Annotated in this window: 23 protein-coding genes; 11 read left to right on the top strand and 12 right to left on the bottom strand. The window is 65.7% G+C overall.

Annotated features, from left to right (window positions below; translation table 11 throughout):
* Window positions 1–184 precede the first annotated feature (184 nt).
* Window positions 185–883, top strand: coding sequence for a FadR/GntR family transcriptional regulator (locus HU719_RS15395; RefSeq protein ID WP_186523579.1), 699 nt, complete (start codon window positions 185–187; stop codon window positions 881–883).
* A 489-nt stretch (window positions 884–1,372) separates the two neighbouring features.
* On the opposite strand, the gene HU719_RS15390 is transcribed toward HU719_RS15395, so the two are convergent.
* From HU719_RS15390 to HU719_RS15380, 3 genes are all read right to left on the bottom strand, one after another.
* On the bottom strand, window positions 1,373–1,963 hold the full coding sequence (locus HU719_RS15390) for an HAD family hydrolase (RefSeq protein WP_186537411.1): 591 nt from the start codon (window positions 1,961–1,963) through the stop codon (window positions 1,373–1,375).
* On the bottom strand, window positions 1,960–2,829 hold the full coding sequence (gene tesB / locus HU719_RS15385) for an acyl-CoA thioesterase II (protein ID WP_186519211.1): 870 nt from the start codon (window positions 2,827–2,829) through the stop codon (window positions 1,960–1,962). Before tesB ends, HU719_RS15390 begins: the two co-directional genes overlap by 4 nt.
* A gap of 89 nt (window positions 2,830–2,918) precedes the next feature.
* Window positions 2,919–3,488 (bottom strand): GNAT family N-acetyltransferase, encoded by a 570-nt coding sequence (locus HU719_RS15380; RefSeq protein WP_186537410.1) that lies wholly within the window; start codon window positions 3,486–3,488, stop codon window positions 2,919–2,921.
* A gap of 184 nt (window positions 3,489–3,672) precedes the next feature.
* Between HU719_RS15380 and pmrG the strand changes: the two genes are divergently transcribed.
* From pmrG to HU719_RS15365, 3 genes are all read left to right on the top strand, one after another.
* Entirely contained in the window at window positions 3,673–4,338 is a 666-nt protein-coding gene (gene pmrG, locus HU719_RS15375; RefSeq protein WP_189660053.1) for a lipopolysaccharide core heptose(II)-phosphate phosphatase PmrG, read from the top strand.
* Between the two features lie 70 nt (window positions 4,339–4,408).
* Window positions 4,409–5,323 carry a histone deacetylase family protein gene (locus HU719_RS15370; RefSeq protein ID WP_186537409.1) on the top strand — a complete coding sequence of 305 codons (915 nt, stop codon included), beginning with the start codon at window positions 4,409–4,411 and terminating at the stop codon, window positions 5,321–5,323.
* A gap of 149 nt (window positions 5,324–5,472) precedes the next feature.
* A complete protein-coding gene (locus HU719_RS15365; RefSeq protein ID WP_186537412.1) occupies window positions 5,473–6,708 on the top strand; it encodes a TIGR03862 family flavoprotein in 1,236 nt (411 codons plus the stop codon).
* A gap of 185 nt (window positions 6,709–6,893) precedes the next feature.
* On the opposite strand, the gene rhlE1 is transcribed toward HU719_RS15365, so the two are convergent.
* From rhlE1 to HU719_RS15350, 3 genes are all read right to left on the bottom strand, one after another.
* On the bottom strand, window positions 6,894–8,225 hold the full coding sequence (gene rhlE1, locus HU719_RS15360) for an RNA helicase RhlE1 (RefSeq protein WP_186519205.1): 1,332 nt from the start codon (window positions 8,223–8,225) through the stop codon (window positions 6,894–6,896).
* A 54-nt stretch (window positions 8,226–8,279) separates the two neighbouring features.
* On the bottom strand, window positions 8,280–8,759 hold the full coding sequence (locus HU719_RS15355) for an NYN domain-containing protein (protein ID WP_186537408.1): 480 nt from the start codon (window positions 8,757–8,759) through the stop codon (window positions 8,280–8,282).
* 86 nt (window positions 8,760–8,845) lie between these two features.
* Window positions 8,846–9,469 (bottom strand): DUF2076 domain-containing protein, encoded by a 624-nt coding sequence (locus tag HU719_RS15350; protein WP_186537407.1) that lies wholly within the window; start codon window positions 9,467–9,469, stop codon window positions 8,846–8,848.
* A 155-nt stretch (window positions 9,470–9,624) separates the two neighbouring features.
* Here HU719_RS15350 and HU719_RS15345 point away from each other — a divergent pair, with 155 nt between their 5' ends.
* Together HU719_RS15345 and HU719_RS15340 are read left to right on the top strand one after the other, a co-directional pair.
* Window positions 9,625–10,281: a YciC family protein gene (locus HU719_RS15345; RefSeq protein ID WP_186537406.1), complete on the top strand. Its 657-nt coding sequence runs from the start codon at window positions 9,625–9,627 to the stop codon at window positions 10,279–10,281.
* A gap of 60 nt (window positions 10,282–10,341) precedes the next feature.
* Window positions 10,342–11,409 carry an endonuclease/exonuclease/phosphatase family protein gene (locus tag HU719_RS15340; RefSeq protein ID WP_186537405.1) on the top strand — a complete coding sequence of 356 codons (1,068 nt, stop codon included), beginning with the start codon at window positions 10,342–10,344 and terminating at the stop codon, window positions 11,407–11,409.
* A gap of 385 nt (window positions 11,410–11,794) precedes the next feature.
* Here the strand turns inward: HU719_RS15340 and hrpB are convergent, their stop codons facing one another.
* Entirely contained in the window at window positions 11,795–14,320 is a 2,526-nt protein-coding gene (gene hrpB, locus HU719_RS15335) for an ATP-dependent helicase HrpB (RefSeq protein WP_186534759.1), read from the bottom strand.
* Window positions 14,321–14,437: 117 nt separating this feature from the next.
* Between hrpB and pmcY the strand changes: the two genes are divergently transcribed.
* Together pmcY and HU719_RS15325 are read left to right on the top strand one after the other, a co-directional pair.
* On the top strand, window positions 14,438–14,857 hold the full coding sequence (pmcY, locus tag HU719_RS15330) for a periplasmic Zn2+ metallochaperone PmcY (protein ID WP_186519192.1): 420 nt from the start codon (window positions 14,438–14,440) through the stop codon (window positions 14,855–14,857).
* Window positions 14,858–14,882: 25 nt separating this feature from the next.
* Window positions 14,883–15,752 (top strand): cation diffusion facilitator family transporter, encoded by an 870-nt coding sequence (locus HU719_RS15325; RefSeq protein WP_186534758.1) that lies wholly within the window; start codon window positions 14,883–14,885, stop codon window positions 15,750–15,752.
* A 3-nt stretch (window positions 15,753–15,755) separates the two neighbouring features.
* Here HU719_RS15325 and HU719_RS15320 read toward each other — a convergent pair whose 3' ends face one another.
* Window positions 15,756–16,586: a DUF6515 family protein gene (locus HU719_RS15320; protein WP_186534757.1), complete on the bottom strand. Its 831-nt coding sequence runs from the start codon at window positions 16,584–16,586 to the stop codon at window positions 15,756–15,758.
* 378 nt (window positions 16,587–16,964) lie between these two features.
* Between HU719_RS15320 and HU719_RS15315 the strand changes: the two genes are divergently transcribed.
* Both HU719_RS15315 and HU719_RS15310 read left to right on the top strand, forming a co-directional pair.
* Window positions 16,965–17,441: an Lrp/AsnC family transcriptional regulator gene (locus tag HU719_RS15315; protein WP_016712159.1), complete on the top strand. Its 477-nt coding sequence runs from the start codon at window positions 16,965–16,967 to the stop codon at window positions 17,439–17,441.
* Window positions 17,442–17,494: 53 nt separating this feature from the next.
* Window positions 17,495–17,698 carry a DUF2788 domain-containing protein gene (locus HU719_RS15310; protein ID WP_186519186.1) on the top strand — a complete coding sequence of 68 codons (204 nt, stop codon included), beginning with the start codon at window positions 17,495–17,497 and terminating at the stop codon, window positions 17,696–17,698.
* A gap of 180 nt (window positions 17,699–17,878) precedes the next feature.
* Here the strand turns inward: HU719_RS15310 and HU719_RS15305 are convergent, their stop codons facing one another.
* The 4 genes from HU719_RS15305 to HU719_RS15290 all read right to left on the bottom strand — a co-directional run bounded on the left by HU719_RS15305 (window position 17,879) and on the right by HU719_RS15290 (window position 23,923).
* On the bottom strand, window positions 17,879–18,508 hold the full coding sequence (locus HU719_RS15305; protein ID WP_225917239.1) for a pseudouridine synthase: 630 nt from the start codon (window positions 18,506–18,508) through the stop codon (window positions 17,879–17,881).
* A 6-nt stretch (window positions 18,509–18,514) separates the two neighbouring features.
* Window positions 18,515–20,002 (bottom strand): AMP nucleosidase, encoded by a 1,488-nt coding sequence (gene amn / locus HU719_RS15300; RefSeq protein ID WP_186534756.1) that lies wholly within the window; start codon window positions 20,000–20,002, stop codon window positions 18,515–18,517.
* A 200-nt stretch (window positions 20,003–20,202) separates the two neighbouring features.
* Window positions 20,203–21,846, bottom strand: a complete 1,644-nt coding sequence (locus tag HU719_RS15295) for an acyl-CoA dehydrogenase family protein (protein ID WP_186534755.1) — start codon at window positions 21,844–21,846, stop codon at window positions 20,203–20,205.
* Between the two features lie 85 nt (window positions 21,847–21,931).
* Window positions 21,932–23,923: a sensor histidine kinase gene (locus HU719_RS15290; protein ID WP_186534754.1), complete on the bottom strand. Its 1,992-nt coding sequence runs from the start codon at window positions 23,921–23,923 to the stop codon at window positions 21,932–21,934.
* A gap of 263 nt (window positions 23,924–24,186) precedes the next feature.
* On the opposite strand from HU719_RS15290, the gene HU719_RS15285 reads away from it, so the two are divergent.
* Window positions 24,187–24,984, top strand: a complete 798-nt coding sequence (locus HU719_RS15285; protein ID WP_186534753.1) for a hydroxymethylpyrimidine/phosphomethylpyrimidine kinase — start codon at window positions 24,187–24,189, stop codon at window positions 24,982–24,984.
* The last annotated feature ends 8 nt before the right edge of the window (window positions 24,985–24,992 follow it).

Genomic DNA, 24,992 nt, shown 5'->3' with positions numbered 1-24,992 from the left:
GCGCAGTTGTACGACAAGCCCTGTAAATTCGCTTAAATGGCAAAATACAAGCTGTAAAACCACGATAGTGTGGCGATCACGCGGCCAAGTGTTAAACCTTGAATAAACCCGGCAGGCAAAATTCGAGCAAAAAAAGTTGTATCGATTAACTTGTCGTACAAGTTGATTTGCCAGGTGCAACGCCATGACCCAGCCCGCCAAACCCCGCAGCCATAGCCGCGCCCACGATCTGGTTTCCAGCCTGACCCAGCAAATTTTGCTGGGCACCTTCAAGGCCGGCGACAAACTCCCCTCGGAAAACACCCTGGTGCGTGAGCACGGCGTCAGCCGTACCGTGGTGCGCGAAGCGCTGTCCAAGTTGCAGGCTTCCGGGCTGGTGGAGCCGCGCCATGGCATTGGTACTTTTGTCATGGAGCGCCTGCCCCATGCCGGGCTGCGGGTGGGTGCGGAGAACGCCGCCAGCGTACGCGACCTGCTGGAGCTGCGTATTGGCCTTGAGGGGCAGGCCGCGGCGCTGGCGGCGATGCGCCGCAGCGACGAGCACCTGCTGCGCATGCGCCAGGCGCTGGATGACTACCAGGACCTGGCGGCGGCGGGCGACAGTTGTATCGAGGCGGACCGGCGCTTTCACCTGTTGATTGCCGAGGCGACGGGAAACCTGTATTTCAGCGAGATGATGGGGCAGTTGGGCAACGGGCTGATCCCGCGCAACCGCCTGGGCATGGAAGCGCGCGCCGGGGCGCGGCTGGCAAGGCAGGCGTACCTGGCCAACCTTGAACACGAGGCCATTTTGAACGCCATCCGCCGGCAAGACCCGGATGCCGCCCGGGCGGCGATCTGCCTGCACCTGTCCAACAGCCGCGACCGGCTGGTGCCGGACTGATGCATAGCAGGCCCAGCCTCATCGCAGGCTGTCGCCAGCTCTCATAGAACAAACGCTAACTATATGATTTACATGGATAACGTGGGAGCGGGCTTGCCCCGCGATAGCGATAGCACTGCCAACATCGCATCGCGGGGCAAGCCCGCTCCCACGGTGCCCAGTTCTCTGCGCGACAGCGCAGCCCGGAAGGGCTGGGTGATCTCCCACAGAGAACCGCGTACATCCACAACCTTGAGGTCTGGCCCAGATACCTGTGGGAGATTTCTATGGTTTTGTACAAACCTGTTGCCGCCAGACATATCTCCTTGTGGCGGGCTCCTTTGTGGCGAGCGGGCTTGTCCCGCGTTGGGCTGCGCAGCAGCCCCTGTGGTTTTCAGGGCTGCTGCGCAGCCCAACGCGGGACAAGCCCGCTCGCCACGACTCTCCATCATTTCCCACAGAATTGGGTCCAACCAGCCATGTTGCGGTTGAGCACGGCCAGCGTGGGAATCAGGCCAGCAGCGCCTGCAGCGCTCGGCAATCGGCTGCATGCCAGTCGGCCAGCTCCGGCCACGGGTTGTCTGGCAGGTTCACCAGCACCGTGCGCGTGCCAGCAGCACGCCCGCAGTCCAGGTCAAAGCGGTAATCACCCACCATCACCATCTGCGCAGGTGCCACGCCCCAGGCCTGGGCAATCTGCAACAGGCCATCCGGGTCAGGCTTGGGCGCCGCCTCGTCACGGCCAAGCACGTGCTCGACCGGGAAGCAGTCAGCCAGGCCAATCGCCTCAAGCGTCACATGCGCCAGCTCGCGCGCATTGCGGGTCAGGATCGCCAGCCGGCAGCCGCGCGCCGCCAGTTCACGCACCAGCTCCACCGCCCCGTCTGCCGCCTTCGAGGCTACCGCCAGGTCACGTTCGTGCTCCAGCAGCCAGGCATGCTTGGCCGCCGCTTGCGCCGCCGGCAGCGCGGCCAGGTGGGTCAGGATGTCGTCGTCGGCGGGGATGTCGAGCGCCTCGCGGATGGCTGCAAAATCATGCACCGCGACCGTCAGCGTGCCATCCATGTCGAACACCCAATGGCGGATCGCGGCGAGGTTCATGCCCAGTCCTTGCGGTGGCGAATCAGGCCTTCCTGGCTGGACGAGGCCACCAGTTGCCCGGCGCGGTTGAAGATACTGCCGCGGCAGAAACCACGGGCATTGCCGGCCCACGGGCTGTCGGTGGCGTACAGCAGCCATTCGTCTGCGCGCAGGTTCTGGTGGAACCACAGCGAGTGGTCGAGGCTGGCGATCTGCATGTCCTTCTGCCACACCGATTTGCCATGCGGCAGCAGTGCGGTGGTCAGCAGGCCGAAATCCGAGGCGTAGGCCAGCAGGTACTTATGCAACGCCGGGGTATCGGCAAGGTTGCCGTCGGCGCGGAACCAGGTGTACTTGACCGGGTCACCCGGCTTTGGGTTGAACGGGTCGCGCTCGGTCACCGGGCGGATCTCGATCGGCTTGCGGCACAGCATCTTGTCGCGGATGCGCTCGGGCAGATGCTCGGCCATGGCGCGCGCCAGCTCCACTTCGCTGGGCAGGTTTTCCGGGCCGACCACATCAGGCATTTGCGCCTGGTGCTCGAAGCCGCCTTCATCGTACTGGAACGACGCGCTGCAGGTGAAGATCGGCTGGCCTTTCTGGATGGCGGTGACGCGGCGGGTGCTGAAGCTGCCGCCATCGCGCACGCGGTCGACCGAATACACCACCGGCATGCTGGCATCGCCGGGGCGCAGGAAGTAGCCGTGCAGCGAATGCACATGGCGGGCGTCTTCAACGGTCTGGCTGGCCGCTGACAGCGACTGGCCAAGCACCTGGCCGCCGTACAACTGGCGGAAGCCCAGGTCCTGGCTGCGGCCGCGGAACAGGTTTTCTTCGATGGGTTCGAGGCTCAACAGGTCGACGAGGTCGTCCAGCACATGGCTCATTTAAAGGTTCTCCTGGCAAGGCAAATCAGCGTGTTTCCAAGGCGCAGATGATACAGGGTTTGTCATTCGGCCCGTCGATAGCCACGCATTCAGGCGCGCAGGGTCTGCTGCCAGTGGCTACGGTCGATGCGGTACAGCACATGCGGGCGCAGCGGGTGGCCGGCCGGCAGGCGTGGGTGCTCGAAGCTGCCTTCGACATCCTGCTGCATGCCAATGGCCTGCATCACCTTTTGTGAAGGCAGGTTGCCCTCGGTGGTGAACGACACCACCTCCTCCAACTGCAACTGGGCGAAGGCGCAGCGCAGGCAGGTCCACGCCGCCTCGCTGGCAAAGCCCAGCCCCCAATGGCGCCGAGCCAGGCGCCAGCTGATTTCCACCGCAGGGCCAAAGGGTGCGTCGAAGTCGACATTGAGCAGGCCCGTCATGCCGATGAACGCGCCAGTGTCCTTGCGCTCCAGCGCCCACAGGCCGTAGCCGAATTCGTTGAAATGGCCACGAATACGGCCGATCAGCGCCGCCGTTTCCAGGCGCGTCATGGGCGCTGGGAAGTAGCGCATCACCTGCGGGTCGGCGCACAGCGCGGCGAACTCGGTGAGGTCGTCGTCATGCCACTGGCGCAGTACCAGGCGAGCGCTTTCCAGTACGGGGATAGGGGTCATCGGGTGGCTCCGAAAAGGCGGTCTGCCAGTGTACAGCGTAGGCGGATGAATGAAATTTCACCCTTCGCTGTAGGCCACGATGGATTTTTCACACCCCGTTCACCGGCCTCCTACAGCCAGCTTCGCAAAATGCCGGCAAATACAGCGGCCACACGTCGACGCCGCACTGCCATCGGAGCGACAGATGCTTTCACTCACACTGGACAACCCGCCGCGCACCGTGCGCCGCCGCCCGCAGCCATGGGCCTTGGCAATGGTGATCGTGCTGGCCGGGTTGGCCGCCTGGCTAGCGACGAGGACTCACATCGTGGACCTTGGAAACGAGCAACAACTGAACAACAGCGGCCTGCTGCAAGCGTGGAAAAACGGCGCGGTGCTGGTGATGATCCGCCACGCCGAACGTTGCGACAGCGCGCCGGGGCCATGCCTGGATGACAGCACCGGTATCACCGTGGCCGGCAGCCAGGCGGCTGCACGCGTCGGCCAGGGCTTGCAGCGCCTGGGCCTGGCCGAGGCCGACATGCTCGACAGCCCCAAACTGCGCACCCGCCAAACGGCGCACTACCTGCTTGGCCAGGAGGCCGAGAGCGCCCAGTGGCTGGAAACCTGCGACGCGCAGTTCCCCAGCGAAGCCCTGGCGCACAAACGTGCCGGGCACAACCTGGTGCTGGTGACCCACAACGGCTGCATCGACCACTTCGCGCGCCAGCAAGGTGTGCCCGGCGGTGAACGCGAAAGCGGCTATGCCAGCGCGCTGTTCGTGTCGGTGGACGGCAACGGCAAGGCGCGGATTCTTGGGCGCATGAACGAGCCGCAGTGGCAGCGGGTACTGGCCAGCACCGCCAACTGAGGCCATCTGCCCTCGGCAGCGGCTGAGGAAAACTGGCAAGATCAGCGCAGGCCCTGACTTTGATACCGCCATGCCCCTGCCGCTGATCTACCACGACGACTACAGCCCCGAGTTCCCCGCCGACCACCGTTTCCCGATGGACAAGTTCCGCTTGCTGCGCGACCACTTGGTCGACAGCGGGCTGACCACGGACGCGGCGTTGCTGCGCCCGCAAATCTGCCCCAACGATATCCTCGCCCTGGCCCACGACCGCGGCTATATCGAGCGCTACATGAACGGCGAGCTGTCCCGCGAAGACCAGCGCCGCCTCGGCCTGCCGTGGAGCGAAGCGCTGGCCCGGCGCACGGTGCGCGCGGTTGGTGGCTCGCTACTGACCGCAGAGCTGGCCTTGCAGCACGGCGTTGCCTGCCACTTGGCCGGCGGTACCCACCACGCCCACTACGACCACCCGGCCGGGTTCTGCATCTTCAATGACCTGGCGGTGATCAGCCGCTACCTGCTCGAAGCGGGGCGGGTACAGCGGGTGCTGATCTTCGATTGCGACGTGCACCAGGGCGACGGCACGGCGCGCATCCTCCACGACACCCCCGAGGCGATCACCGTGTCGCTGCACTGCGAGCAGAACTTCCCGGCGCGCAAGGCCCAAAGTGACTGGGATATCCCCTTGCCACGCGGCATGGACGACAGCGCCTACCTGAAAGTGGTCGAGGACACCCTTAATTACCTGCTGCCGCTGTACCAGCCCGACCTTGTGCTGTACGACGCCGGCGTCGATGTGCACAAGGACGATGCCCTGGGCTACCTGCAACTGACCGACCAGGGCCTTGCCGCCCGCGATGAGCAGGTGCTGCGCCAATGCCTTGGCCGCGATATCCCGGTAATGGGTGTGATCGGCGGCGGCTACAGCAAGGACCGCGAAGCGCTGGCGCGGCGCCATGGCATCCTTCACCACAGTGCGGCGCGGGTCATGGGTTGTTCACAATGACTGTGGAACCGCCTGTGGATAACCTGCGCGAAAGCCTCGCCAGGCCTTTAACGGCGTGGCCTGCGCAAAGCTGATCATTTTTTGACCAGTGGTTGTGCACAGCCCGCTGGGGTAGAATGCGCGGCCTTGTCCACAGCCTGCTGCCCGCCATGACCGATACCCGCCCTGCCCCACGCCCTGTCGTCGCTGTTATCGGCGCCGGCCCCGCTGGCCTGATGGCCGCCGAGGCCCTGGCCCTGCGGGGTGTAGCGGTGCAAGTGTTCGACGCCATGCCGTCGGTGGGCCGCAAGTTCCTGCTGGCCGGGGTCGGCGGCATGAACATTACCCACTCCGAGCCCTACCCGGCGTTCGTCAGCCGTTATGGCCAGCGCCAGGGCGAGGTCGACGCGCTGCTGCGCGGCTTCGATGCCGACACGCTACGCCAGTGGATTCACGGCCTGGGCGTTGAAACCTTCGTCGGCACCTCGGGCCGGGTATTCCCCCGCGACATGAAAGCCGCGCCACTGCTGCGCGCCTGGCTCAAGCGCCTGCGCGACAGCGGCGTAGTTATCCACACGCGCCACCGTTGGCTCGGCTGGGGTGCAGAGGGGGCGCTGCGCATCAGTTATCCACAAGGCGAACTGAGCGTGCACGCCGATGCCGTGATACTGGCCTTGGGCGGCGGCAGTTGGGCGCGGTTGGGGTCCGATGGCGCCTGGGTGCCGATGCTGGCTGAGCGGGGTGTGGATATCTCGGCGTTGCAGCCGAGCAACTGTGGTTTCGAGGTGGCCGGCTGGAGCGAGGTGCTGACCGCCAGGTTTGCCGGCGCTCCGCTGAAGAACATCGCCTTGAGCGTGCCCGGCGCCGCGCCGCGCAAGGGTGAGTTCATTCTGACCGCGCAAGGTGTCGAGGGCAGCCTGGTGTATGCCTGGTCTGCGGCGGTGCGCGAGGCGATCAACCGGGACGGGCATGGCACCTTGCTGCTCGACCTGTTGCCTGACCGGCCTGTGGACAAGATAGCCCAGGCGTTGGCCAAACCGCGAGGGTCGCGGTCGATGGCCAAGCATCTGCATGGGCAACTGGGTATCGACGGGGTAAAAGCTGCGCTGCTGCGTGAGCTGACCGATGCGGCGACCTTCGCCGACCCAGCGCGCCTGGCGGCGGCCATCAAGGCGCTGCCGATCGAGCTGGTGCGCACGCGGCCGCTGGATGAGGCGATCAGCAGTGCGGGCGGGGTGCGCTTTGAAGGGTTGGATGACGGGTTGATGGTGCGTACGCTGCCGGGGGTGTTCTGTGCCGGCGAGATGCTCGACTGGGAGGCGCCGACCGGGGGGTATTTGCTCACCGCGTGTTTTGCCAGCGGGCGCAAGGCTGGTGAAGCCGCTGCCGAGTGGGTGCTGGGCTGACCCGACATCACTACCGCAGCTGACGCGGCCCCCTGTAGGAGCGGCCTTGTGCCGCGATGGGGCGCGCAGCGGCCCTGAAATCGCGGCTATACGCAAAATCGCTGGGGCCGCTGCGCGCCCCATCGCGACACAAGGCCGCTCCTACACGATCAAAAGCGACATTCCTAAAGCCCGCAGACGCCCACTCACGGCTTACGCTTGGCCGGCTTGCCGCCAAAGCTCGGCACCTTGCGCACGGCCTTGACCGCAGGCGCCGCCGGGGCTGAATCGGCGTTGTCCATCCAGCGCCCCAAACCGCGCTTGGCGCTGTTTTCTTTGGGCTTCTTCGGCTTCTTGGCCTTCTTCACCACCTGCCCGCTGGCATCGATCTGCGGCACGCGGTGCTCGGGGATGAAGTCCGGCTCTTCATGGCGCGGCAACTGCTGGCGGATCAACGTTTCGATCGAGGCCAGCAACTGCACCTCATCGGCACACACCAACGAAATCGCCTCGCCCTTGTTGCCCGCACGGCCGGTACGGCCAATGCGGTGCACGTAGTCTTCGGCAACGATCGGCAGGTCGAGGTTGACCACCAGCGGCAAGTCGTCGATATCCAGGCCACGGGCCGCCACATCGGTGGCCACCAGCACCTGGATTTCGCGCAGCTTGAAGGTATCCAGCGCACGCTGGCGCGTAGCTTGTGGGCGGTCGCCGTGAATACCGTCGGCGTTGATGCCCTCGGCCAGCAGGCGCTCGACCAGTTGGTCGACCCCGTTGCGGGTCTTGGCGAACACCAGCACCTGGGTCCAGCGCTGCTTGCGCAGCAAATGGCAGAACAGGTCGGCCTTGCGCTTTTTATCCACCGTTACCAGCCACTGCTTGACGGTGCTGGCCGTGGTGTTGCGCGGGCTGACTTCGATGCTCAACGGGTCGTTCAGCGCCAGCCCCGCCAACATGCGGATCTGCTCGGAGAAGGTCGCCGAAAACAGCAGCGTCTGGCGCTTGCGCGGCAGCGCTGCGTACACCGCCTGCAGCTCTTCGGCAAAGCCCAGGTCGAGCATGCGGTCGGCTTCATCCAGCACCAGCATCTGCACCTGGCCAAACTTGACGGCTTTCTGGCGGAACAGGTCGAGCAGCCGGCCTGGCGTTGCCACCAGAATGTCGACACCCCGGCGCAGGCGCATCATCTGAGGGTTGATGCTGACCCCGCCATACACCGCATAAGTGGATACCGGCAGCTCTTCGGCATACTCGCGCACGTTGGCGTGCACCTGCTCGGCCAGCTCACGGGTAGGCACCAGCACCAGCGCGCGCACCGAGTTGGGCGCTACTTTCTCGCCCTCCAGGGCCAGGCGCTGCAACACCGGCAGGGCAAAGCCTGCGGTCTTGCCGGTGCCGGTCTGGGCCGCAGCCATCAGGTCGCGGCCGGCGAGCACGGCGGGGATGGCCTTGGCCTGGACCGGGGTTGGGGTGGTGTAGTCGAGCTTCTGCAAGGTACGCAGCAGCGGTTCGATCAGGCCGAGTTGGGCGAAATTCATGGCAATACCGTCGGGGGGTTCAGCGAAGCCGGCAAGTTTACACCGAGTTGCCACTCAGTGACGCAGCAGCAACTTGCCCTCGATCGGCACATAGCGGCTGGCGGCGCGAATCACCGACAGCGCGGTGAGCCCCGGCACGCCATACACCACGGTTTCGACGCCATAGCGCTGCATCGCCCGCTCCAGCAGCAGGTCGAAATCACCGTCACCGGAGGCCAGCACCACAATGTCTACCCGCGCGGCAGCCTCGATCACATCCAAGGTGATGCCCACGTCCCAGTCGCCCTTGGCCGAACCGTCGGCGCGCTGTATATAGGGCTTGAGGCGCACCTCGAAACCCAGGTTGCGCAAAATCTGCTGAAACTGCTGTTGCTTGCTGTCGCCACGGTCGATGGCGTAGGCCAGCGCTTCGACGATTTGCCCTTCACGGCTGACGTCGGCCCACAGTGCGGCGTAGTTGAAATGGCAGCCGTGGCCCTGGCGAACCGTGTAATAGAGGTTCTGCACGTCGGCAAACAGCGCGATTTTTTTCAAGTTGGCCACCTGTGGGTCTGCTGACGCAACCGGGGGCGGGCTTGCGCCCCGGCGCGTTGGGTAAGCCCGGCAGTATGCCAGAGGCCTCAGACGTAGTCGTCGTCGGAGAAAAACCCGCCGTCGTCACTGCTGTAGTCGGTGTCGCTCATGGCCCCTTGGTCATTCCAGCCGCCCTGCTGGCCTGGTGCATCGTGGAACACCTCCACCACTTCCTCGGGCTGCGAATGGTGGCCGAACAAGCTGCTGATGCCCTGCGCCAGCAACACACCCCCAGCCACCCCGGCGGCGGTCTTCATGGCGCCGCCCATGAAGCTGCTGCCGGCGCTGGGCGCAGGTTGCGGTGGCGCGTAGGGCTGCGGTGCCGGGTCGCGCCAGCCACCGCCAGGGGCAGGTGGGCGCTGCGGCTCAGGGGTGCGTGTACCACCGCCGAACAGCCCGGACAGAAACCCACCGCCACTGTTGCCGGCCGGGGCGGTGGCGCGGGCCTGCTTGAGCTCGGCTTCGAGTTGCTTGTTCTGTTCGTCCAGGCGCTTGAGCGCCGCTTCCTGCACCAGAATCGCCTGGGCCATGTAGTACGGCGCTGCCGGCTGCTGGCGCAGGTGCTCTTCGATACGCGCCTGGGCCTGGGCATCGCGTGGCTGGGCGGGGTCTTCGGCTTGTTTGAGGCGGCTGAACAGGCCGTCGATCAGGGTTTGTTCATCAGTGTTCATCGGGACAACCTCGTACGCTGAACAGGACATCGGACAGCGTCAAAGATGGGGCGCGGGGCGGGGCGAATCAATTGAAAGGGCGATGAAAGTTTTTTCAGCATCGCGGCGGTCTGGGCTAAAGTTATGCCCGGTTTTTCCTGACTGCGATGTTACCGATGAATCCGCTTAGCGTTCTGCGCGACTCCCTGCACTTCTTCCAGCGCCACCTGGCGAGCATCCTGCAACTGTGCCTGCCGCTGGTAGTGCTCGAAGCGCTGTGCACACAGGTGCTGTACCGCCAGATGGGCGAACAGGCCTCGCCGGGCTACGGCATGCTGGTGAGCCTGGTGTTCTACCCGCTGTACAGCGCCGCACTGATTCTTTACCTCGACACCCGCAGCAACGGCCAGCACATCGCCAAGCGCGACCTGTTCGCCCGCGCCGTGCAATTGTGGCCGACGCTGACCGTGCTGATTCTGGTCAGCTCGCTGCTGATCATGGCGGGGCTGGCGCTGTTCCTGCTTCCGGGCGTGTGGGTGATGGTCAACCTGGTGTTTGCCGAGTACCTGCTGGTGCTGCGCGGGCTGCCGGTGCTGGAGGCCATGCGCACCAGCTCGCGCATGACCACCGGGCACTTCATGCGCATCATGGTGTGCATGCTCGCCGTGCTGGCGCCGCTGTGGCTGATCGACGGCCTGCTGCTGACAGTGTTCCCCGACCCGCAACCGGGTGTGCAACTGGCCTTGGACAGCCTCAGCGGCTTCCTGCAGTTGTTCAGCACCGTGGTGCTGTACCGGCTGTTCATGCTGCTTGAAAGCGAAACCAGCGCCTGACTGGCAGCCCGACGAACGGCTCGGTTATGCTGGCGGCACCTGCCCCGACAAGCCGAGCCAATGATCCGCTTACTGCGCAATGCCTTGCTGTTTATGCTCCTGCTGCTCACCGCCCTGTGGTTGCTGGCCGACCACCTTGGCTGGCAGCCCGCCCCGCGTGAAACCCTGCCCGTCGCCTGCCAAGGCGGCCCCGCGCCGCTGACGCCGGGCCAGTCGCTGAAGGTGATGAGCTGGAACGTGCAGTACCTGGCCGGCAAGCGCTATGTGTTCTGGTACGACCAGGGCCGTGGCAGCGACACCCGCCCAAGCGCCGAAGACCTGGCCTTCAACCTCGACGAAGTCGCCCGGGTGATCCGCGCCGAACAGCCCGATATCGTCCTGCTGCAGGAACTGGACCGCGATGCCAAGGCCACCGGTTACCAGGACCAGCTGGCCCTGCTGCGCGAACGCCTGGCCGACCTGTACCCCTGCAGCGTGCAGGCGTATGACTGGCAATCAGGCTTTGTGCCAGACCGGCACATCTTCGGCAGCGTAGGCCGCACGCTCGCCACCTTGAGCCGCTACCCGATTGCCAAGGCCGAACGCCTGCAACTGCCCAACGCCGCCGACGGCGCCCTGGCCCGCCTGCGCGAGCGCCAGCCAGCGCTGCTGGTGAGCTATCTGCCGATCAGCGACGGCACCCGCCTGGCCGTGCTCAACACCCAGCTTTCGGCTTTCCAGCCGGGCAGCGACTTGCAACTGCGCCAGGTACGGCATGTAGCCAAGGTGCTCGACCGCCTGGAAACCCAAGGCACGCCCTGGCTGATCGGCGGCGATTTCAACCTGTTGCCGCTAGGCCAGTACCGGCGCCTGCCGCCAGCCATGCGTGGCAATTACCCGGCTGACAGCGACTTGCATCTGCTGTGGGACAAATACCCGATGATCCCCAGCAACGCCGAAGCCGGCGGCGCCGAGCGCAGCGCATGGCTGACCCATTTCCCCAACGACCCGGCCGTCAGCGCGCCGGACCGGACGCTGGATTACCTGCTGCACAGCCCGCGCTTGCTGCGCCAGCAGGCGCAGGTGTTGCAGGAGGATACCTTGCAGATTTCCGATCATTTGCCGGTGCTTGGGGTTTTGCGGTTGTGACGTTGTCGCAGGCTCATGGTTTTATACAAGCCTGTACTGGCCTCATCGCAGGCTGTCGCCAGCTCCCACAGGATCTGGGCAAAGCCTCAGTTTTGCGACTGTGCGCAGTCTCTGTGGGAGATTCTATGGTTTCGGGCAAGTCGCTTTTGATTGTGTAGGAGCGGCCTTGTGTCGCGAAAGGGCTGCGAAGCAGCCCCAGCGATTCTGGTGGTTGCTCAGATCCTGGGGCTGCTTCGCAGCCCTTTCGCGACACAAGGCCGCTCCTGCACTGACCGCGTAGACGGCGTCGATATGAAGATGGGCGAGCTCTGTGGGAGCTGGCGATAGCCTGCGATGAGGCCGGAACAAGCCTGCACAGAAGTGTGCCTCAGCCCCCTCCTGAAGCCTAAGTCCCCCGTGGCTTGGCCCGGGCTGTGGCCTCCGCCACCAGCGGGTCATCCGGCCAGTAATGCTTCGGATACCGCCCTTTCAGGTCCTTCTTCACCTCGGCATACGTGGTGCGCCAGAAGTTGGCCAGGTCCTGGGTCACCTGCACCGGCCGGCGAGCCGGCGACAACAGGTGCAGCTTCACCTGCTGGCGTCCGCCAGCAATGCGCGGGGTGTCGGCCAGGCCGAACAGCTCTTGCAGGCGCACGGCCAGAATCGGCGGCTGCTCGCTGTAGTCCAGGCGAATGTTCGAACCCGACGGTACGCTCAGGTGCACCGGGGCCAGTTCGTCCAGGCGCTGCGGCAACGGCCAGGGCAACAGGTTGCGCAACAGCGATGGCAAATCGAGCGCCGCAAAGTGGCTAAGCCGCGAGACTTTGCCCAGGTACGGCTGCAACCAGTCTTCCAGGCTGGCGAGCAGCGCTTCGTCGCCTAGGTCCGGCCACTCGCTGGCGCCGTTTTTTTGCAGGTCCAACTCGCGCAGCAGCGCGACCCGCGCCTGCCACTGGCGCAGCTCTGGGGTCCAGGTCAGCAGGTTCAGGCCTTTGCGCCGCACCAGGCCCAGCAACGCGCGGGCGCGGGCGTCGTCGTCCAGCCCCGGCAGCGGCTCGCGGCTCAGTACCAGCTCGCCGACCTTGCGCTGGCGCTCGGCGCGCAGCACCTGCTCGCGCTCATCCCAGTCGAGCAGGTCGAGGGTTTCGACTTGCTCTGCCAGTACATCGTCAAACAGCGCCGGGTCGAACTCAGCCGCCAGGTAGATACGCTCTTCACGCTGGCCCTGCCGGCTGCCCAGGTCGGCGATTACCAGCCAGGGCTGCTTCATCAATGCGTCGGCTTCGCTGAACAACGCGGCGCGGCCATTGGCCAGGCGATACTCTGCGCCGCCCTCGCGGCGTTGCCGGGCCACGCGGTCGGGGTACGCCAGCGCCAGCAGGGCGCCGAGCCAGCGCGAGTGGTCGGGGTCAGCAACCGGGTTACGCGGTTTGCCGCCCAGCTGCCCACGGTACTGGCGCGCCAGCTGCCGGGCACGCTGCACCCCGCCCTGCCCGCCCCGCGCCACTTTGCCTTCGCCGCTGAGCAGGGCCAGCCGAGTGTGCAGGTCGGCACCGCCGCCGCGCTGGATGTCGCGTTCGCCCAGCAAGGCGGCCAGGTCGCAGGCCATGTCCGCCAGGCCAAGCTCCTGGCCACGCAGCAGCAAGTGGGCGATGCGGGGGTGTGCGGGCAGTTCGGCCATGGCCTGGCCGTGTGCACTGAGGTTGTCGCGGCTGCCGGGCTTGAAGGCGCCGAGCCTGGCCAGCAGGTCCTGGGCCTGGCCGTAGGCGGCCGTCGGCGGCTGGTCGAGCCAGCTCAGTTGATCCGGCGTCACGCCCCAGCGCGCCAGTTGCAGCGCCAGCCCGGCGAGGTCGGCCTGGAGCATCTCTGCGCTGCCATGGGCGGCCAGTTGGTCGTGCTGGGCTTCAGACCACAGGCGGTAGCACACCCCAGGCTCCAGTCGCCCGGCACGGCCGGCGCGCTGGGTGGCACTGGCGCGTGAGATGCGCTGGGTGTCGAGGCGGGTCATGCCGCTGCCGGGGTCGAAGCGCGGCACCCGCGCCAGGCCTGCGTCGATAACCACGCGCACGCCGTCGATGGTCAGGCTGGTCTCGGCGATGTTGGTCGCCAGCACCACCTTGCGCAGGCCCTTGGGCGCAGGTTCGATGGCGGCGCGCTGGGCGTTGAGGTCGAGCTCGCCATGCAGCGGGCACAGCAACACCTCGGGGCGCTCGCCGAGGCTTTCTTGCAGCGCTTGGTGCACGCGGCGAATCTCGGCCTGGCCCGGCAGAAACACCAACACGCTGCCGCTCTGCTCGGCCAGCGCTTGCAGTATGCACTCCACCACGCGCGGTTCGATGAACTCGCCGGGCTGGTAGGGGCGGCCCCACTGGATATCCACCGGGTGCATGCGGCCCTGGCTGCTTACCACCGGCGCATCGTCGAGCAGTTTCGAGAGCCGCTCGCCCTCCAAGGTGGCCGACATCAGCAGAATTTTCAGCGGCTCGTCGCGCAGCAGCGCGCGGCCGTTGAGGCTCAGGGCCAAGGCCAGGTCGGCGTCGAGGCTGCGCTCGTGAAACTCATCGAATATCAGCAGCCCAACGCCCTCAAGCCCGGGGTCGGCCTGCAGGCGCCGGGTGAGGATGCCTTCGGTGACCACTTCGATACGGGTCTTCGGCCCGACCTTGCTGTCCAGGCGAATGCGGTAACCCACCGTTTCGCCGACTTTCTCACCCAGTTCACTGGCCAGCCGTTCGGCCGCAGCGCGTGCAGCCAGGCGACGCGGTTCGAGCATGACGATGGTCTGCCCGGCGAGCCAGGGCGCGTCCAGCAGTGCCAAGGGGACGCGGGTGGTCTTGCCAGCGCCGGGTGGCGCTTCGAGCACCGCTTCGTCACGGGCGGCCAGCGCCTGGCGCAGGTCGGGCAGTACAGCATCGATCGGTAATGAAATCATGGTGGTCCTCGAACAATCGTCCGAGTATAACGGCGAACCGAGCCGGCCCGATCATGGTCTGAGCTTCAGGCGAGCGCGAATGCACGCCCCTTGTAGTGTCTATTTTCGGAGAAACACATGCGCATCCCTTCCCGTGTCATCGGCGGCGCCCTGATCGCCACCCTGCTGACCCAAATGACGGCCTGCGGCACCATCTTCTACCCTGACCGCCGCGGTCAGATCGAAGGCAAGATCGACCCCGTCGTTGTGGCAATGGACGCCATCGGTATTCTGTTCTACGTCATCCCCGGCCTGATCGCCTTCGGTATCGACTTCGCCACCGGCGCCATCTACTACCCCGGCGGCAAGAGCGCACAAATCGACCCGGCCAAGCTCAAGCCGGCGATCAATGCCGATGGCAAGGTCGACAACGCCAAGCTGCAGGCTATTCTCGAAAGCGAACTGGGCCAGCGCCTGCCGCTGGACGACCCACGGCTGATCCAGCATCGCGGCAGCGTCGAGCAGTTGGCGGCCTACGGCCTGGTGCCAGCCGCTTGAGCCAACCTCTCGCCGGGCCAGCAGCATGACCGTCAGCGCCGAACACCAACGCCTGCTGCGCCTGGCCACCCGCGCCTCGCTAACGGTGGCGAGCATCCTGGTGGTGACCAAGGCCATCGCCTGGTGGCTGAGTGGTTCGGTGAGCCTGCTGGCCGGGCTTACCGATTCGGCGCTGGATGCGGTCGCGTCATTCCTTAATTTGCTCGCGGTGCATTACGCATTGCGCCCGGCCGATGACGACCACCGCTTTGGCCACGGCAAGGCCGAGGCCCTGGCCGGCATGGCGCAGGCGCTGTTCATTGGCGTCAGTGCGGTGTTGATCGGGGTGCAGGCGGTGCAGCGGTTACAGGCGCCGCAACCCTTGGGCGACACGGCGGCCGGCATCGGCGTGATGGTGCTGTCACTGGTGCTGACCGTGGCCTTGCTGGCGTTCCAGCGCAAGGTGATCCGCCTCACCGGCTCCACCGCCGTGCGCGCCGACTCGCTGCATTACCGCTCCGACCTGCTGCTCAACGGCAGCATTCTGCTTGCACTGGTGCTGGCGCGTTTTGGCTGGCCGCAACTGGATGCGCTGTTCGGCCTGGGCATCGCCGTGTACATCCTCTGGAGCGCGCTGCAAATCGCCCGGGAAAGTACCGCGATCCTGATGGACCAGGAACTGCCCGCCGATATTGGCGAGCGCATGCTCGAAATGGTGCTGGCGATACCTGGGGTGCAAGGCGTGCACGATTTGCGCAGCCGGGTATCGGGCAGCCACTGGTTCGTGCAGTTGCATCTGGAGTTGCCCGGCGACCTGCCGCTGCACCAGGCCCACGAGCTGTGCGTGCAGGCCTCGGCGGCAATCCGCGAGCGCTACCCGCGGGCCGATGTGATGGTGCACGCCGACCCCGTGTAGCCGTCAGTTGATGCTGTAACCGCGCCCGCCCAGGCAGGCACCGAGGGCGCGCCGATAGTTGTCGGCGACGTTGGCCGGTGGCGCGTAGGTGGCCGTGGCCGGGTCGAAGCCAGACTGGCTAACGGCCCAGCGGTGGCACTGGAAGCGGTCCTGCTCCTGCTGCTCGGGGCCTTGGCCGTACATCGGGTAGGCGACCACGTCATAGCTGTTGCCTTGTTGCTGCACTGGCAGCGGCGCTGGCGCCTGCACCGGCGGGCTGACCACCACATACTCCTGGCTGCTCGACTGGTACTGGTACCAGGTGTCGGCCACCAGAAAGAACAACGCCCCGCCCGACCAGACTTCCCGCGCATAGGACGGCAGGTAACTCACCCGCACCCCATAAGGCGGGTTTACCACGATATAGCTGCCGCCATTGGGGCGATACCAGTAGCCGCCGGAGTAGTAATACTCCTGGCCCCGGTACGGCACCTTCCATGGACGCTCAGGGAAACGGTCGATGCTGTGGCCCGGCCGATACTGCGGCCCCGGCCCCCAGCCATTACCGTGGCCGTCCGGGCGCCCGGCCCATTCGCCGCCGTGGCGCTGATCGGGGCCGCCGGCCTGCCATTGGCGATTTTCGCCGGGGCGCCGGGGGATATCCTGGTAATAGCCTTGGCGCGGCGGTTGGGTCTGGCGCACTTCATCGCGCGAGTTAAGCGGCGAGCCACGCCCACCATTGCCATTTGCATTGGGGTCCTGTGGACCGTCGCCCGGCCCTTGGGCCAACGCGCCCAGGCTGATGCCCAGGCCCAGCAGACCAACACCTGCCAACTGCCAGATGCGCGACCTCATGTTTTGCCTCGCTATGGAAAACCTGCAGGCCGCCAGTCTACCGCGCAAGGCCGTGGCGCAGGCATGAAAAAAGGGAGGCCTTGCGGCCTCCCTTCGGGAAATGTTGTCCGTGCTCGGCGCTTGTGACACCGGCTCACCTCGTACCGTCTTCTGGACAGTGCGTAGCCCGGGGGCTGCAAAACCGATCGGTTCGCTAGCCGCGACCGCCCGCCTGGGGCGCGTCGCCGTGGACTGATGTCCGGGCAGTGATTCTGGTGTTAAAGATAGGCCACAGGCGCCAGCACAGGATTGCGAAGATTGCTCTGATAAATAGCACTTGCGCAATTTTTCACTCAGGTTCGATAATTCACCGCAATCCGTATAGAAAAGGCCCCTTTCATGAGCAAGCTCGACCGCTACGACCTGAGCATTCTTGCCGAATTGCAGCGCGACGCGCGCATCTCCAACCAGGAACTGGCCGAGCGCATCGGCCTGTCGCCTTCGCCGTGCTCGCGCCGGGTCAAGCAGCTCGAAGACGACGGCTATATCTCGCGCCAGGTGGCGCTGCTCGACCGCAAGAAGCTGGGGTTGAGCCTCACCGCGTATGTGCTGATCGGCATGGACCGGCACACCCCTGAGCGTTTCGAGACGTTCGAGGCGGCCATCCGCAACCTGCCACAGGTGCTCGAATGCAGCTTGGTGACCGGGATGGACGCCGACTATCAGTTGAAAGTGGTGGTGCCAGACATGGACCATTACCAGAAATTGCTGCTCGGCAGCCTGACGCGCATCGAAGGGGTAACCAGCGTGCGTTCGAGCTTTGTGCTGAACCAGGTGTTGGCCAGTACCGAGATGCCATTGACCCACCTGCGTTGAATCACCTGCCGCCCGGCGTATGATCGGGTTTTCAACCTGCCCGGAGCGAACAGATGGATCCCGCCGTATTCGAAGAATGGATGATGATCATCCTGGTCACCGTACTGATCGGTTTCATGGGTTTCATCGTCTGGGACCTGGCGAAGAAGTCCAAGGCCGGGCGCTTCGGCACGATGATCCTGTTCTTTGTGCTCGGGCTGGGGGTGCTGGCGTTCATCATCAAGAGCGTGGTGGTGGGCTTTATCGAAGGGGTGTAAGCCCGCCAGGGCCGTATCCCTGCGCTATCGCGCCCCTCTGTAGGAGCGGCCTTGTGCCGCGAACGGGGCGCGTAGCGACCCCGGCGATACTGCATGAAGTCGCGATATTGGGGCTGCTACGCAGCCCTTTCGCGGCACAAGGCCGCTCCTACAGAGGCCGGGGCCAGCCGCTGTGGCAAGTCAGAGCGTGGCCGGCACTTCGCGCCAGCAGCCTTGGTCCAGGCCGTCGAGGGTCCAGTCGCCAATCTTCACCCGCACCAGGCGCAAGGTCGGCAGCCCGACCGCAGCGGTCATGCGCCGCACCTGGCGGTTGCGCCCTTCGCGAATCACCAGCTCCAGCCACGCCGTCGGCACGCTCTTGCGAAAACGTACCGGCGGGTTGCGCGGCCATAGCTGCGGCTCATCGAGCACGCGCGCCTCGGCCGGCAAGGTTGGCCCGTCGTTCAACTCGACACCCTCGCGCAACCGCTGCACCTGCTCGGCGCTCGGCTCGCCCTCCACCTGCACCCAGTAAGTCTTGGCCAGCTTGTGCTTGGGGTCGGCGATGCGCGCTTGCAGGCGCCCGTCGTTGGTCAGCAGCAGCAGGCCTTCACTGTCGCGGTCCAACCGCCCGGCCGGGTAGATACCGGGGATATCGACGTAGTCCTTGAGCGTGGCGCGGCCCTCGCCGTCGCTGAACTGGGTGAGTACGTCGAACGGCTTGTTGAACAGGATCAGGCGTGGCTCGGCCGGCGGCGCCTTGGGCTGGCGCCGTGGGCCGGCAGGACGCGCCGCCGGGCGGCGCGGGGTGTTGCGGGGAGGCAGGGGCATGGGTCCTCAGCGGAACGGCGGCTCATCGAAGCTGCGCAGTTTACGCGAGTGCAGCGAGTTGAGCTCGGTACGCAGCAGGTCCAGCGCCGCGATGCCGATTTTCAGGTGCTGGCTGACCGCGCGGTTGTAGAACGCATTGGCCGAGCCCGGCAGCTTGATCTCGCTGTGCAGCGGCTTGTCGGAGACACACAACAACGTGCCGTACGGCACGCGCAGGCGATAACCCTGGGCGGCGATGGTGCCGCTTTCCATGTCTACCGCAACGGCACGCGACAGGTTGATCAACGGCCGTTCCTGGGCCCAGCGCAGCTCCCAGTTGCGGTCGTCGTAAGTCAGCACGGTGCCGGTGCGCAGGCGTTTCTTCAACTGCTCGCCACGCTCGCCGGTAACTTGCGCCGCCGCTTCCTGCAAGGCCATTTGCACCTCGGCCAGCGCCGGGATGGGGATGTTCGGCGGCACCACGCGGTCGAGAATACCGTCGCGGCGCATGTAGGCGTGGGCCAGCACATAGTCGCCGATGGTCTGCGACTGGCGCAGGCCGCCGCAGTGGCCAATCATCAGCCAGCAGTGCGGACGCAACACGGCCAAGTGGTCGGTGATGTTCTTGGCGTTGGAAGGGCCGACGCCGATGTTGACCAAAGTGACCCCGTCACCGTCGGCGGCGATCAAGTGGTAGGCCGGCATCTGGTAGCGGTGCCAGACCACACCGGCAACCAGTGCCTGGGCCTCGCCGTTGTCCATGGCCTTTTCGATGACCACGTTGCCGGGCAGCACCATGCGCACGAAGCGCGGGTCATCGCGCAGTTGCTCAAGGCCATGGGCGATGAACTGGTCGACATAGCGGTGATAGTTGGTCAGCAGAATCCACGGCTGCATGTGCCGCCAGTCGCTGCCGGTGTAATGCACCAGGCGGCGCAGCGAGAAATCGGTGCGGGCGGCGTCAAACAGCGCCAGCGGCAGGGTTTCGGCGCTTTCCCAGTCGTACAGGCCGTCGGCAATGTTGTCAGTGGCCGCCGACAGGTCGGTGCTGGGGAATACCCGCGCCAGCTGCGCGGCGGTGATGCCGCTGCCGGCCAGCTCGTCGCCCTGATCGACCACATAGGGGTACGGGATGTTCTGCTCGCTGACACCGACTTCGACGGTGACGGTGTAGTCATGCATCAGCGGGCGCAGTTGCTCGAGCAGATAGCCGCGAAATGCAGCGGGCTGGGTGACGGTGACGCTGTAGGTGCCGGCCACTTGCACCTTGGCGTAGGCACGGGTGGTGGCGGCCACTTCGCCTTGGCTGAAGTAGGTCAGGCGCAGCGCCGGGTAGCGGTACAGCGCGCGCTCGTCTTCACCGGGTTCGGTGCGGTCCTTGAGGTAACGCTTGAGCGCCTGGCTGAGGGCACCGGTGGCTTGTTCATGCAGGGCCGCCAGACGGTCGACGGCCTGTTCAGGGGTAGTAACGACTTCAAACGCTTGGCTCACGCTAGGTATCCTGTCTTCAGACATGCATGACAGCCATCTTGCCTGCGTTGCAAGGTAAATACACCCCCGTAAAGTGCTCGCCAGAGCGTGATCATGTAGGAGCGGCCTTGTGCCGCGATGGGCTGCGAGGCGGCCCCGGCAATTTTGCGCGATACGCAGATCCTGGGGCTGCTGCGCAGCCCATCGCGACACAAGGCCGCTCCTACACAGGCGTGAGCAGGTAATTACAGCGGTGTAACACGCGCCACCAGTGCCTCGGCATCCACCCCGCGTGGCAGCGCGCCGTACGCCCGGCCACCACCGGCCAGCCGGCTGGAGATGAACGCATCACTGACCGTGGCATTTCCGGCTTCGAGCAACAGTTTGGCCTGCAGCGCCAGGGCGATGTCTTCGGTCAACTGGCGGGCGCGGTAAGGCAGGTCGGCGGTGTCGGTAAACGCCCCTTTGAGGTTGCCGATGAACGCTGCCAGACGCGGGTCGCCGTGGCCATCGCCCAGTTCGGCAAACAGCGCATCCAACACGCCGGGCTCTTTGGACAGGGCGCGCAGTACATCCAGGCACTGCACGTTGCCCGAGCCTTCCCAGGTCGAGTTGACCGGCGCCTCGCGGTACAGGCGCGGCAGGATGCTGTCTTCGACATACCCCGCGCCGCCCAGGCATTCGGCGGCCTCGTTGATCATCGCCGGGGCGCGCTTGCACACCCAGTACTTGCCCACCGCGGTGACCAGCCGGGCAAAGTGCACCTGCTGCGGGTCGTCGGGCTGGTCCAGCGCCTGGCCCATGCGCAGGCTCAGCGCCAGCGCGGCCTCGCTTTCGAGTGCCAGGTCGGCAAGCACGTTCTGCATCAACGGCTGCTCGGCCAGCAGGCGCCCGCCCACCTTGCGATGCGCGCAGTGGTGCGCTGCCTGGGTCAGGGCCTGGCGCATCAGTGCGCTGGAGCCGACCATGCAATCGAAGCGGGTCATGCCGACCATTTCAATGATGGTCGGCACACCGCGGCCTTCTTCACCGACCATCCACGCCAGCGCGCCGCGAAACTCGACTTCGCTGGACGCGTTGGAGCAATTGCCGAGCTTGTTCTTCAGGCGCTGGATATAGAACTGGTTGCGCTGGTCGTCAGGGCGGTGGCGCGGCAGCAAAAAGCAGCTCAAGCCTTTGTCGGTCTGGGCCAGGGTCAGGAAGGCGTCGCACATCGGCGCCGAGCAGAACCACTTGTGCCCCACCAGCTCGTAGGGCTGCGCCGGGCCGGGGGCGCCCACCGGGTAGGCGCGGGTGGTGTTGGCGCGCACATCGGTGCCGCCCTGCTTCTCGGTCATGGCCATGCCGAAGGTGACCCCGGCCTTGTGCTGGGCCCCTACGTTGCGTGGGTCATACTCGCGGCTGAGCAGTTTGGGCAGCCAGTAGCCGGCCAGCTCCGGTTGCAGGCGCAACGCCGGCACCGCCGCGAAGGTCATGGTCAGCGGGCAGCCGCTGCCGGCTTCGGCCTGGCTGTGCAGGTAGGTCATGGCCGCGCGGGCGACATGGGCGCCCGCGCGCGGCTCGGCCCAAGGCAGCGACGGCAGGCCATGCTCGACGGCAGTGCGCATAAGCTGGTGGTAGGCCGGGTGAAACGTCACCAGGTCGATGCGGTGCCCGTAGCGGTCGTGGCTACTGAATTCGGGCTTGTGCGCATTGGCCAGAAACCCTGCGTCCATCAGCGGGCCACCGGCCAGCGCACCGTAGGCATCGATGCGCGACTCGGCCCAGCCGGCCCCACAGCGCCGCACCCATTCCTGCAGGGGCAGGTCGAGGCGGTAGAGGTTGGCGCCGTCCAGCGGTGGCGGCTGGTTGCTGACTTCGTGGGTTTCAGCGAACTGATGCAGGTTCATGGCGGGCCTCCTGGTTCAGGTCATGCCTGGACATCCAGTGAAGCACTGCAATCCGCCCCGTCAAAGTGACAAAACGGACTAATGCTCAGCCGCCCTGCACACCCTTGCTCAGCCGATCCGCCGGCATCTGCGCCTTGGCCAGCGCCAGGTTCAGGCTCAGCTCGAAGCGGCTGCCCAGGCCCGGCGTCGATTCGTGGGCCAGCGTGGCGCCGATCAGGTCGCCCATTTGCCGGCAGATCGACAGGCCAATACCCAGGCCGCCATAGCGCCGGGTCATCGACCCATCAACCTGGTAGAAACGCTGGTACAGCACCGCCTGGTCGAGGTCTTCGAAGCCGATGCCGCTGTCGCTGACGGTGATGCACAAGGCCAGCGTCTGTGGCCCGGTGAGGCGCCCGCGCGCTTGCACGGTAACGCCACCCTGATGGGTGAACTTGAGGCCGTTGTCCACCAGGCAGGCAAGGCAGCGGGCCAGTTTTTGCGGGTCGCCGATCAGGTTGTCGGGCAGCTCCGCCGGCAGGTCCAGGCTCAGGTACAGGCCCTTGGCCAAGGCCTGGCCGGCGTAGCCTGCGCGCAGCTCCTGCAACAAGCGGCGCAGGCTGAACGGCACGCCATGCTTGCGCAGGCGCCCGGCCTGCAGCTCGGTGAGCAGCAGAATGTCGTCGACCATGGTCATCATGTCTTGCGCCGAGCCTGTGGCGGTGCGGTGGTACTGGGCCTGCTCGGCGCTCATCGGCAAGGTGTGCAGCAGCTCCAACGAGCCAATCACGCCGTTCATCGGGGTGCGCAGTTCGTGGGTGACCGTGGCCAGGAACTCGTCCTTGAGGCGGTTGCTGTGCGCCAGTTGCTGGTTCAACTGCTCAAGGGTGCGGCCGGTTTCGCGCAGGGTCCGCGCCTGTTCGTCACGCAGGCTGTTGATGCGGTCGGCCAGCGCCAGCGACAGCAGCGCCACTTCAAGCGCCGAGCCAAGCTGGCTGGCGTACATGGTGATGAACACGTTGGGCAGGTAGCCCAGCACCATCAGGGTATTGACCAGCCCGCCAAGCAGGAACGCGCTCCAGGCAATGATGAACCAGCGCGCCACCCGCAGCCCACGCCACCAGGCGTAAAGCCCGGCGCTGAAGATGCCGACGGTGAACAGCAGCGCCAGCACCGTGGCCATGCGCAGTGCCACGCCGTAGCGCAGGGTCACCGCCAGCACCATCACCAGCGCGCCGCCTGCCATCAAACCCAGCAACAGCCGGTCGAAGGCACGGCTGAGCCGGTTCATCTGCAGGAAGTGGCGGGCGAACTGGCAGCCAAACAACCCGGCAGCGCCAATGAACAGCGGCGTCGAGGCATTCGCCCACCAGGGGTTGTCCGGCCAGAAATAGGCAATGCCGGCGCCGTTGACCGACACCTGGTACAGGCCGAACGAGCCGATATAAAGGATGTAGTACAGGTAGCTGACGTCGCGTACGGCCAGGAAGATAAACAGGTTGTACACCAGCATCACCAACAGCACACCGTAGATCATGCCCAGCACATACAGGCGCGTGGGCTGGTCTTCCATGTAGGCCTCGGGCGACCACAAGGTCAGCGGCGCCTGCACTGAACCCTCGCTGTGCAGGCGCAGGTACACCGTGGTTTCCTCGCCCGGCGTCATGGGCAGCTCGAACAGGTAGTTGTTCTGGCGGATCTGCCGGCTGGCATACGGCAGCGCGTCGCCGGTACGCTGGGTCAGGCGGTACTGGCCCTGCGGGTCGGGCAGATAGAGTTCGAGGTGATCGAGCGGCGGGTAGGCGAGTTCCAGCAGCCATTGGCGCGCGGTGGCGTTGGCCGTGGCGAGGTAGTGCAGGTCGATGCGCAACCAGAACACCGAGCTGGAGTAGCCGGCGTTGAGCACCTCGTAGGGGTGCGTGTGGAAGCGGCTGGCGAACGCAGGCGAGCTGACCTGGGCGATGCTTGCGCTGCCGTCGGTATCCTCGAAGACCTGCATGTGCCGCCCAAGCGGCAGGCGCCCGGTGGCGTCGTCGAAATCGACCGCCCCAGCGAACAGGGGCAAGCAGCCCAAAAGCAAAATCAGCAGATAGCGCATACAGCCCCAGCATGGTCAGTCCAGTTGCGTCGCGGTGGCCTCCTTTCCTTTTGAGACGACGTAAGCCGGCAGAACCCGTTATCGATTTGTGCGCGCACTCTAGCATAGCTTCCAGGCATCAGCCGAGAGGCCGCGCAATTTGCCCCTGAAGGCTCTAGCCAGCCATTTACAGCCCCTCCTGGCACGTTACCTGACGTCGCGATCAGCAACTCTTGCGCGGCGACCGAGCCGCGCAAAAGGGTTTGGTGATAAGCTCGCCGACCATGAATACCTACAGCTCCCGCCCCGTTGTCCTCTGTCTCTCCGGCCACGACCCCAGTGGTGGCGCCGGGCTGCAGGCAGATATCGAAGCCCTGCTCGCCCAAGGCTGCCATGCCGCGCCCGCGGTAACCGCCCTGACCGTGCAGGATACCGTCAACGTCTCCGACTTCCGTGTGCTCGACCGCGAGTGGGTGCTGGCCCAGGCCAATGCCGTGCTGGCCGACTCCACGGTGGCTGCGGTCAAGCTCGGCATGCTCGGTTCGATCGCCATGGTCGATACCGTCGCCGAACTGCTTGCCGCCCACCCGCACCTGCCACTGGTCTGCGACCCGGTGCTGCGCGCAGGTGGCGGCGGCCGGCTGGGCAAGGATGAAGTGGGCTACGCGGTGCGTGAGCGCCTGCTGCCACTGGCGACCATCGCCACCCCGAACCTGCCCGAAGCGCGCATCCTGGCCGAACTGCCCGAGGGCACGGCCGATGAATGCGCCGAAGTACTGCTGCGCTTCTGCCGGCACCTGCTGATTACCGGCGGCCACGGCGACGAGGACGAAATCCACAATCGCCTGTACAGCCGCAATGGCGAGCAACACACCTGGACCTGCCAGCGCCTGCCGGGCAGCTACCATGGTTCAGGCTGCACCTTGGCCAGTGCCCTGGCCGGCCGCCTGGCCCACGGCGAGCAACTGCAAAGCGCAGTGCGCAGTGCCCTGGACTACACCTGGCGAACCCTGCGCGACGCCGAGCAACTGGGCAAAGGCCAGTATGTGCCGCGCCGCCTGCCCCTGGATTTCTGTTCCTGACACGAGGC

Origin of the sequence: Pseudomonas farsensis (assembly GCF_014268805.2) — a bacterium.
In the GTDB taxonomy this organism is placed as follows: Bacteria; Pseudomonadota; Gammaproteobacteria; order Pseudomonadales; family Pseudomonadaceae; genus Aquipseudomonas; species Aquipseudomonas farsensis.
Note: the sequence above shows the minus strand (reverse complement) of the source record. Positions and strands in the feature narration are given on the sequence as shown.

Excerpts from the sequence above, each read along its gene's own strand:
- HU719_RS15395 (WP_186523579.1), top strand. The coding sequence starts at position 185 with ATGACCCAGCCCGCCAAACCCCGCAGCCATAGCCGCGCCCACGATCTG.
- HU719_RS15390 (WP_186537411.1), bottom strand. The coding sequence starts at position 1,963 with ATGAACCTCGCCGCGATCCGCCATTGGGTGTTCGACATGGATGGCACG.
- tesB (WP_186519211.1), bottom strand. The coding sequence starts at position 2,829 with ATGAGCCATGTGCTGGACGACCTCGTCGACCTGTTGAGCCTCGAACCC.
- HU719_RS15380 (WP_186537410.1), bottom strand. The coding sequence starts at position 3,488 with ATGACCCCTATCCCCGTACTGGAAAGCGCTCGCCTGGTACTGCGCCAG.
- pmrG (WP_189660053.1), top strand. The coding sequence starts at position 3,673 with ATGCTTTCACTCACACTGGACAACCCGCCGCGCACCGTGCGCCGCCGC.
- HU719_RS15370 (WP_186537409.1), top strand. The coding sequence starts at position 4,409 with ATGCCCCTGCCGCTGATCTACCACGACGACTACAGCCCCGAGTTCCCC.
- HU719_RS15365 (WP_186537412.1), top strand. The coding sequence starts at position 5,473 with ATGACCGATACCCGCCCTGCCCCACGCCCTGTCGTCGCTGTTATCGGC.
- rhlE1 (WP_186519205.1), bottom strand. The coding sequence starts at position 8,225 with ATGAATTTCGCCCAACTCGGCCTGATCGAACCGCTGCTGCGTACCTTG.
- HU719_RS15350 (WP_186537407.1), bottom strand. The coding sequence starts at position 9,469 with ATGAACACTGATGAACAAACCCTGATCGACGGCCTGTTCAGCCGCCTC.
- HU719_RS15345 (WP_186537406.1), top strand. The coding sequence starts at position 9,625 with ATGAATCCGCTTAGCGTTCTGCGCGACTCCCTGCACTTCTTCCAGCGC.
- HU719_RS15340 (WP_186537405.1), top strand. The coding sequence starts at position 10,342 with ATGATCCGCTTACTGCGCAATGCCTTGCTGTTTATGCTCCTGCTGCTC.
- hrpB (WP_186534759.1), bottom strand. The coding sequence starts at position 14,320 with ATGATTTCATTACCGATCGATGCTGTACTGCCCGACCTGCGCCAGGCG.
- pmcY (WP_186519192.1), top strand. The coding sequence starts at position 14,438 with ATGCGCATCCCTTCCCGTGTCATCGGCGGCGCCCTGATCGCCACCCTG.
- HU719_RS15325 (WP_186534758.1), top strand. The coding sequence starts at position 14,883 with ATGACCGTCAGCGCCGAACACCAACGCCTGCTGCGCCTGGCCACCCGC.
- HU719_RS15320 (WP_186534757.1), bottom strand. The coding sequence starts at position 16,586 with ATGAGGTCGCGCATCTGGCAGTTGGCAGGTGTTGGTCTGCTGGGCCTG.
- HU719_RS15315 (WP_016712159.1), top strand. The coding sequence starts at position 16,965 with ATGAGCAAGCTCGACCGCTACGACCTGAGCATTCTTGCCGAATTGCAG.
- HU719_RS15310 (WP_186519186.1), top strand. The coding sequence starts at position 17,495 with ATGGATCCCGCCGTATTCGAAGAATGGATGATGATCATCCTGGTCACC.
- HU719_RS15305 (WP_225917239.1), bottom strand. The coding sequence starts at position 18,508 with ATGCCCCTGCCTCCCCGCAACACCCCGCGCCGCCCGGCGGCGCGTCCT.
- amn (WP_186534756.1), bottom strand. The coding sequence starts at position 20,002 with ATGTCTGAAGACAGGATACCTAGCGTGAGCCAAGCGTTTGAAGTCGTT.
- HU719_RS15295 (WP_186534755.1), bottom strand. The coding sequence starts at position 21,846 with ATGAACCTGCATCAGTTCGCTGAAACCCACGAAGTCAGCAACCAGCCG.
- HU719_RS15290 (WP_186534754.1), bottom strand. The coding sequence starts at position 23,923 with ATGCGCTATCTGCTGATTTTGCTTTTGGGCTGCTTGCCCCTGTTCGCT.
- HU719_RS15285 (WP_186534753.1), top strand. The coding sequence starts at position 24,187 with ATGAATACCTACAGCTCCCGCCCCGTTGTCCTCTGTCTCTCCGGCCAC.